Origin of the sequence: Kocuria sp. CNJ-770, assembly GCF_001942375.1 — a bacterium.
Classification (GTDB): Bacteria; Actinomycetota; Actinomycetes; order Actinomycetales; family Micrococcaceae; genus Kocuria; species Kocuria oceani.
This window is the reverse complement of record NZ_MKJW01000069.1, coordinates 1-1,109: the sequence shown is the minus strand read 5'-3', so window position 1 is coordinate 1,109 and position 1,109 is coordinate 1. Positions and strand designations below refer to the sequence as shown.

The 1,109-nt window shown below is 68.0% G+C and carries 1 protein-coding gene and 1 pseudogene; both read left to right on the top strand.

Annotated elements, in window-relative coordinates; all coding sequences use genetic code 11:
• Window positions 1-239, top strand: a 239-nt coding sequence (locus BJF77_RS03220) for a helix-turn-helix transcriptional regulator (RefSeq protein ID WP_075871259.1), incomplete at its 5' end; no start/stop codon positions are given.
• Window positions 236-1,040: pseudogene (locus tag BJF77_RS03215) on the top strand (cation diffusion facilitator family transporter); the annotation flags it as partial. The gene BJF77_RS03220 and the pseudogene BJF77_RS03215, both read left to right, overlap by 4 nt.
• Window positions 1,041-1,109: the final 69 nt, after the last annotated feature.

Below are 1,109 nucleotides of genomic sequence, written 5' to 3'. Positions count from 1 at the left end.
GGGTGAGCCGTCAGACCCTGTCCAACCATCTGGCCTGTTTGCGTGACTGCGGGCTGGTCGTGGGCGTGCCGGCCGGGCGCAACGTGCGCTATGAACTCTCGGACCCGAAGCTGACCCACGCGCTGGAAGATCTGCTGGGCACCATCCTCACCGTCGAGTCGGTGTGCCAATGCAGGACGCCCGAGTGCGCCGCTGCGGACCGCACCGATGACGCCACCACCCAGGAGATCCCGGCATGAGCGCGGAGCACCACCACGCCCACGCCACCATCGGGCGGCGGGGCAAGCTGGCGGTGGTCTTCGCCATCACCGCCACGATCATGGTCGCCGAGATCATCGGCGCGGTGATCTCGGGCAGCCTAGCGCTGCTGGCCGATGCCGGACACATGCTCACTGACTCGGCCGGACTGCTGATCGCCTTCACCGCTGCGACCTTGGCTCTGCGACCGGCCACGGAGAAACACACCTGGGGTTACCAGCGCGCTGAGATCGTCGCCGCGGCCGCCCAAGCGTCCGTGCTGCTGGCCGTGGGCGGATTCATCGCCGTCGAAGGGGTGCGCCGGCTGTTGGAGCCACCGGAGGTCGAGTCCACGGCCATGCTCTGGTTCGGAGTGATCGGCCTGGTCGGCAACGTCATCGGCCTGGCCATCCTCGCCTCCGGGCGGGGGGAGAACCTGAACATGAAGGCCGCGTTTCTGGAGGTGGCCAACGACGCCCTGGGCTCGGTGGCGGTGATCGTCTCCGCGATCGTCATCGCCACCACCGGGTGGACCCGGGCGGATGCGATCGTGTCCTTGTTGATTGCCGCCCTGATCGTGCCCCGGGCTCTGATCCTGCTGCGCGACACCATTGAGGTCCTGATGGAAACCACCCCGAAGGGCCTGGACCTCGAGCAGGTCCGCACCCGCCTGGAAGCCCTGCCGCACGTGGTGGGTGTGCACGACCTGCACGCCTCAAGGATCGACTCCGACACCCCCGGTGCTCTCGGCCCACGTCACCGTTCACGACGGCTGCCTGAGTGCTGAGCACACCGGGGTGGTGTGAGACCCTCCACCCCTGACCCCCTCCCATCCCTGGTACACCCTGCTGCCCGAGACTGAACGGAAACCC